This is a genomic window from Methylobacterium endophyticum (assembly GCF_050591105.1).
Classification (GTDB): domain Bacteria; phylum Pseudomonadota; class Alphaproteobacteria; order Rhizobiales; family Beijerinckiaceae; genus Methylobacterium.
In genome coordinates, this window is record NZ_JBNHES010000016.1 from 123,153 (window position 1) to 129,152 (window position 6,000).

Here is a 6,000-nt window from a genome sequence, read left to right on the forward strand (position 1 = left end):
GGGATGCGCGTTCGCAATGCTACGTTCAGCCCCCGGTAGCGCTAGCGATTTCAACGTCCTAACGTGCCGATCGGCGTGGAGGCCCCACGCCGATCAACACTCGGCCGCGCTGATCGTCCTGGTCGGCCTCTACACCGGCTGGCTCGGCTGAGAGGGCATCCGTCATGGCCACCAGGACCGTGCCACCGCATCGACCTGGGCCTCCCCGAACTGACGGGGATTCCTCGACCCTTGACCTTCCCACGGTGGGAAGCCCCACCTCATCCAGACGCCGTCCGAAGGAGAGCGTCATGATCCGTTTGAAGGTCGAGAAGATGGGGTGCGGCGGCTGCGCCAAGTCCGTGACCGGGGCCGTGCAGGCCGTCGAGCCCGGCGCCCGCGTGGAAGTCGACCTCGCGTCGAAGCTCGTCACCGTGTCGGGGGCCACCGCCCCGGCCGAACGGATCGCCGACGCCGTCACCGCCGCCGGCTACCCAGCGGAGCCCCTGTCCGCGGCGGCCTGAGCCGGCCCCCACGCAACCAAAAATCTCACGTCGGCATTCATAGTCCCGCCAACCGAACCGGTGTAATCCCGTACCCATGAGCCTCGACCGGCAGATCCTGCGCCTGATGGCGGCGATGATCCTCGCGATCATCGCCTACGTCGCGCCGTCCGCCGTTCAGGCCCACGAGGGCCACGCGCACCACGGCCACCACATGGCCGCGGCGCAGCCGAAAGCCGTCGCTCCGGTCGTCGCGACCACGTCCATGCCGGCGAGGACCGCCGCCCAGGCCGAGGCGCCAGCGTGGTCCAAGGTTGTGCTCCTCGCCGTCGAGGCGGCGCGCATCGAACCGACCGAGGACGGCTGCTGCCGCCCCGGTTGTAGGACCAGTTGCTGCGGGACGATGGCCTGCTGCGCCACCGGCGTCCTCGCGGGTCCGCTCGGCCTGTCCGTGGACCTGTTCGGCGCCGTCACGCTGGTCCCGGCCGACGTCGCCGGCCGCGCCCGCGTCGGCCCCGAGGCCCTCCCCGAGCCCCCACGAACCCTCGCGTGAGATGAGGCGCGCCTGAGGCGCGCGACACCCGAGCTGCGCCCGCCCGTGGCCGCGCCCGGCATCCCCATCGCGAGGATACCGTTCCCATGTCGATCCGTACTGCCGCCGCCCTCGGTGCGGTGGCGCTGCTCGCCGCCGTCCTGGCGGAGCCCGCGCTCGCCCACGACGGCCACGATCACGGCGCCGCCCAGCCGCCCGTCTCGAAGACCATCGCCCCGCGCGGCGAGGCCCTCTCCGACGCCTTCGAGCTCGTCGCCACCCCGCGCGATGGCACCCTGACCTTGTTTCTCGACCGCTTCCGGACGAACGAGCCGGTGACGGGCGCGACGGTCGAGATCGAGACCCCGGAAGGTCCGAGGACCGCGATTGCCGCGCCCGACGGCGGCTACGCGCTGCCGGCCCCGTGGCTGTCGAAGCCTGGGCGGCACGAATTCGCCGCCACCGTCACGGCGGGCGAGGAGGTCGACGTGCTCGCCGTCTCGGTCACCGTCCCGGACGGGAAGGCCACGACGGTCGTTCCGCCGACGCAGGCCGTGACGTCGCGCGTCTCGGAGGTCGCCCGCGGCATCCGCGAGCGCCTCGGCGAGAGGGACCCGACCCTGATCGGCGCGGTGGCCGTCGCCTTCCTGCTCGGCATTCTCGTGGCCGGGCTCGCCCGGGGCCGCCGCAACGGCCCCGCGGTGACGCTGCTCGCCGTCGGCATCACCATCGCGCTGGGCACCGCCGCCTTCGCGCATGGCGACGAGGACCACGGCGCCCCCGTGCAGCGAGCCGCGCTGATCGAGCCGCGACCGGGCACGCCCGCCTCGTCGGACCTGGCGCAGCGCCTTCCCGACGGCTCCGTGTTCGTGCCGAAGCCGACCCAACGCCTGCTGGTCCTGCGCACGACCATGACCGAGAAGGGCAGCTTCCACCGCTCGGTCGAGCTTCCGGGCCGGATCATCCCGGACCCGAACGCCAGCGGCGTCGTCCAGTCCTCGGTCGGCGGCCGGCTCTCCCCGCCGCCCTCCGGGCTGTTTCCTCGCCTCGGCACGCGGGTGCACAAGGGCGAGGTCCTCGCCACCGTCACGCCGCCGATCCAGGCGGTCGACGCCTCGGACATGCGCCAGACCCAAGGGGATCTCGACCAGCAGATCTCCATCGTCGAGCGGCGGGTCGACCGCTACAGGCGGCTCGCCACGACCGCGGCCGTGCCCCAGAGCCAGCTTGAGGACGCGATCGCCGAGCTCAAGGGCCTTCAGGACCGCCGCGCGGCCCTCGACAAGATCCGGCAACAGCCGGAACCGCTCGTCGCGCCCGTCGACGGCGTCGTCGCCCAGGCCGCGGCGGTCGCCGGCCAGATGGCCAGCCCCGGGCAGATGGTCTTCCAGGTCGTCGATCCGAACCGCCTCTGGGTCGAGGCGCTGAGCTTCGACGCGCTCACGGCGGCGCAGGACGCCACGGCGCGGCTCGCCGACGGCCGCACGTTGAGGCTCGCTTACCAGGGCTCCGGCCTCGCCGACCGCAACCAGGCCCTTCCTGTGCAGTTCGCCGTCCAGGGCGACGCCTCCGGCCTGCGGGTCGGTCAGTTCGTCACCGTGCTGGCCGGAACCGACACCGAGCAATCCGGCTTGGCGCTGCCGCGCGCCGCGGTCGTGCGGTCCGGCAACGGACAGGACGTCATCTACGAGCACGTCACCGCCGAGCGCTTCGAGGCGCGGCCGGTCCGCGTCGAGCCGCTGGACGGCGGCCGGGTGCTGGTTGCGGAGGGGATCGGACCCGGCAAGCGGGTCGTGACCCAGGGTGCCGAGCTCCTCGACCAGGTCCGCTGAGGAGTCCGCCGATGTTCACCTTCCTCGTCGGCCAGTCGGTCCGCAACCGCCTGCTCGTCCTCGCGCTCGCCGCGGTGCTGGTACTCTACGGAGCCTTGTCCGCGACCAAGTTGCCGGTCGACGTCTTCCCCGATCTCAACCGCCCGACCGTCACCATCATGACCGAGGCCGAGGGCTACGCGCCCCAGGAGGTCGAGCAACTCGTCACCTACCCCATCGAGACCCGGATGAACGGGCTCCCCGGCGTCATCCGGGTGCGCTCGGTCTCGGGCGTGGGGCTGTCCGTCACCTACGTCGAGTTCGACTGGGGGACCGACATCTACCGGAATCGGCAGCAGGTCGCGGAGCGCCTCGCCCTGGCGCAGGACCAGCTCCCGCGGGGCGTCACCCCGGCGATGGGGCCAATCTCCTCCATCATGGGCCAGATCCTGCTCGTGGCGGTGACCGGCGAGACCGCGACCCCCATGCAGATGCGCGAGGTCGCCGACTTCACCATCCGGCCGCGTCTGCTGACCATCCCCGGCGTCGCACAGGTCATCCCCATCGGGGGCGAGGTGCGCCAATTCCGGGTCGGCCCGAACCCCGCCGCCATGCGCGCGCTCGGCGTGACGAATGCCCAGCTCGAGGCGGCGCTCGCCCAGTTCGGCACCAACGCCGGCGGCGGCTTCACCGACCAGAATGCCCGCGAGTACCTGATCCGGAACATCGGCCGGACCATGAGCCTAGACGACCTGCGCAGCCTCGTCGTCGCGACCGTCAAGGACGCCCCCGTGTCTCTGCGGCAGGTCGCGGAGGTCTCCTTCGCCGCGAAGGTGAAGCGCGGCGACGCCGGCTACATGGCCAAGCCCGCGGTCATCATCTCGGTCGAGAAGCAGCCGGACGTCGACACGGTGCGGCTCACCCGCAGCATCGAGACCGCCCTGAAGGAGATGGGCCCGACCCTACCTGCCGGCATCCGGGCCGACCAGGTCCTGTTCCGGCAGGCCGACTTCATCGAGACCTCGATCCGCAACATCGAGCGCGTCCTCGTCGAGGCGGTGCTGGTGGTGGCGGTGGTGCTGTTCGCCTTCCTCTTGAACGTGCGCACCACGGCGATCTCACTGCTGGCCATCCCGGTCTCGGTGCTGACCACCGCGGCGGTGTTCCACCTGTTCGGGCTGTCGATCAACACGATGACCCTCGGCGGGCTCGCCATCGCCATCGGCGAGCTCGTCGACGACGCGGTGGTGGACGTGGAGAACATCTATCGCCGACTCGGCGAGAACCGGCGGGCGGGCAACCCGAAGGGCGTGTTCCAGGTGGTGGTGGAGGCCTCGAACGAGGTCCGCTCCGGCATCGTCTACGCGACCCTGATCATCATCCTGGTGTTCGTGCCACTCTTCGCCCTGTCCGGCATCGAGGGCCGGCTCTTCGCCCCGCTGGGGCAGGCCTACATCATCTCGATCCTGGCGAGCCTGCTCACCTCCGTCACCCTCACGCCGGCCCTGGCCTCCCTGCTGCTGCCGGGGCTCAGAAACCTGGAGGAGCATGACGGCCGCCTCCTGAAGCCGCTCAAGCGGGGCAACGCAGCCTTGCTGCGGCTCGCGTTCCGGCGCCAGCGCCTGCTCGTCGGCACGGTCGCGGTCGCTGTGGTCGCCGCCGGCGCCACGGCCTGGAACCTGCCGCGGGCCCTCCTTCCGCCGTTCAACGAGGGCTCGTTCACGGTCGGCATGACCTTCACTCCGGGCATCTCGCTCGCCGAGAGCAACCGGGTCGGGTTGATCGCCGAGAAGCTGTTGCTCGACATTCCGGGCGTGAAGGCGGTGGGCCGACGCACCGGCCGGGCCGAGCTCGACGAGCATGCCGAGGGCGTCCATTCCTCCGAGATCGACGTGGCCCTCGACACGGCGACGAAGCGCCCGAAGGAGGCGCTGGTCGCCGACATCCGCGGGCGCCTCGCGGCCCTGCCGGTGGCGGTCAACGTCGGCCAGCCGATCTCGCACCGGCTCGACCACATGCTCTCGGGCGTGCGCGCCGAGATCGCCCTCAAGGTCTACGGCGAGGACCTCGACGCCCTGCGCCGGGTGGCGAATACGCTTCGCGACCGGATGGCGGCGATTCCGGGCCTCGCCGACCTACAGGTCGAGCGGCAGGTGCGCATCCCGCAGTTGGAGGTCCGCGTCGACTACACGCGGGCGGCCCTCTACGGGGTGCAGCCCGCCGCGGTCGTCGACCAGATCAGCCGCCTCTCGAACGGGCGCGTGGTCTCGACGGTGGTCGACGGCGTGCGCCGCTTCGACGTGGTCCTGCGCCTGTCCGAGGACCGTCGGACCACTGCGGGCCTGGGCGACCTCCTGCTTGAGACGCCCTCGGGGTGGGTGCCGGCGCGCCAGGTGGCCGACATCCGCGAGACCGACGGGCCGAACCAGATCCTGCGCGAGAACGCCCGCCGCCGCATCGTGGTGCAGGCCAACACCGACGGCGGCAGCGACATGGCGACCATCGTGGCCGCCATCCGCGAGGCCGTGGCGAAAGAGACGCTGCCGCCGGGCGTCTTCACCAGACTGGAGGGGACCTTCCAGGCGCAGGAGGAGGCGAGCCGAACCATCGCGGTGCTCTCCGCGCTGTCCCTGGCCCTGGTCTTCGCCATCCTGTTCAGCCGCTACAGGTCGGCTGCGCTCGCGCTGATTATCATGGGCAACGTGCCCCTGGCGCTGATCGGCTCGGTGGCGGCGTTGTGGCTCGTGGGCCAGCCGCTGTCGGTGGCGTCGATGATCGGGTTCATCACGTTGACCGGCATCGCCGCGCGCAACGGCATCCTGAAGATCAGCCACTACCTAAACCTGTCGCTGCACGAGGGCGTGCCGTTCGGGCCCGACCTCGTGGTGCGCGGCAGCCTGGAGCGGCTGACCCCGGTGCTGATGACGGCCCTGTCGGCCGGGGTGGCCCTGGTGCCGCTGCTCCACGACGCCGCGAGCACGGGCAAGGAGATCCTGCACCCGGTGGCGGTGACGATCTTCGGCGGCCTCGTCAGCGCGACGTTGCTCGACGCTGTCAAAAAGCGTTGGAACGGGACCCCGGATCGGCGTGCAATGGGGACCCCTTCGCAAGCTCGGCACGGTGCGGCTGAGCTGATCCGAAGCCCAGCTTTGGCGTCGTAGGTTCTGGCCTCAGG

At 71.3% G+C, this 6,000-nt stretch carries 4 protein-coding genes; all 4 read left to right on the plus strand.

Annotated elements, in window-relative coordinates; translation table 11 throughout:
- The first annotated feature begins 290 nt into the window (after positions 1-290).
- The 4 genes from ACP56T_RS17325 to ACP56T_RS17340 all read left to right on the plus strand — a co-directional run bounded on the left by ACP56T_RS17325 (position 291) and on the right by ACP56T_RS17340 (position 5,986).
- A complete protein-coding gene (locus tag ACP56T_RS17325) occupies positions 291-503 on the plus strand; it encodes a heavy-metal-associated domain-containing protein (protein ID WP_430913393.1) in 213 nt (70 codons plus the stop codon).
- A gap of 76 nt (positions 504-579) precedes the next feature.
- Positions 580-1,035, plus strand: a complete 456-nt coding sequence (locus ACP56T_RS17330) for a hypothetical protein (protein ID WP_430913394.1) — start codon at positions 580-582, stop codon at positions 1,033-1,035.
- A gap of 86 nt (positions 1,036-1,121) precedes the next feature.
- A complete protein-coding gene (locus tag ACP56T_RS17335; protein WP_430913395.1) occupies positions 1,122-2,846 on the plus strand; it encodes an efflux RND transporter periplasmic adaptor subunit in 1,725 nt (574 codons plus the stop codon).
- Between the two features lie 11 nt (positions 2,847-2,857).
- A complete protein-coding gene (locus ACP56T_RS17340; protein WP_430913396.1) occupies positions 2,858-5,986 on the plus strand; it encodes an efflux RND transporter permease subunit in 3,129 nt (1,042 codons plus the stop codon).
- Positions 5,987-6,000 lie beyond the last annotated feature (14 nt).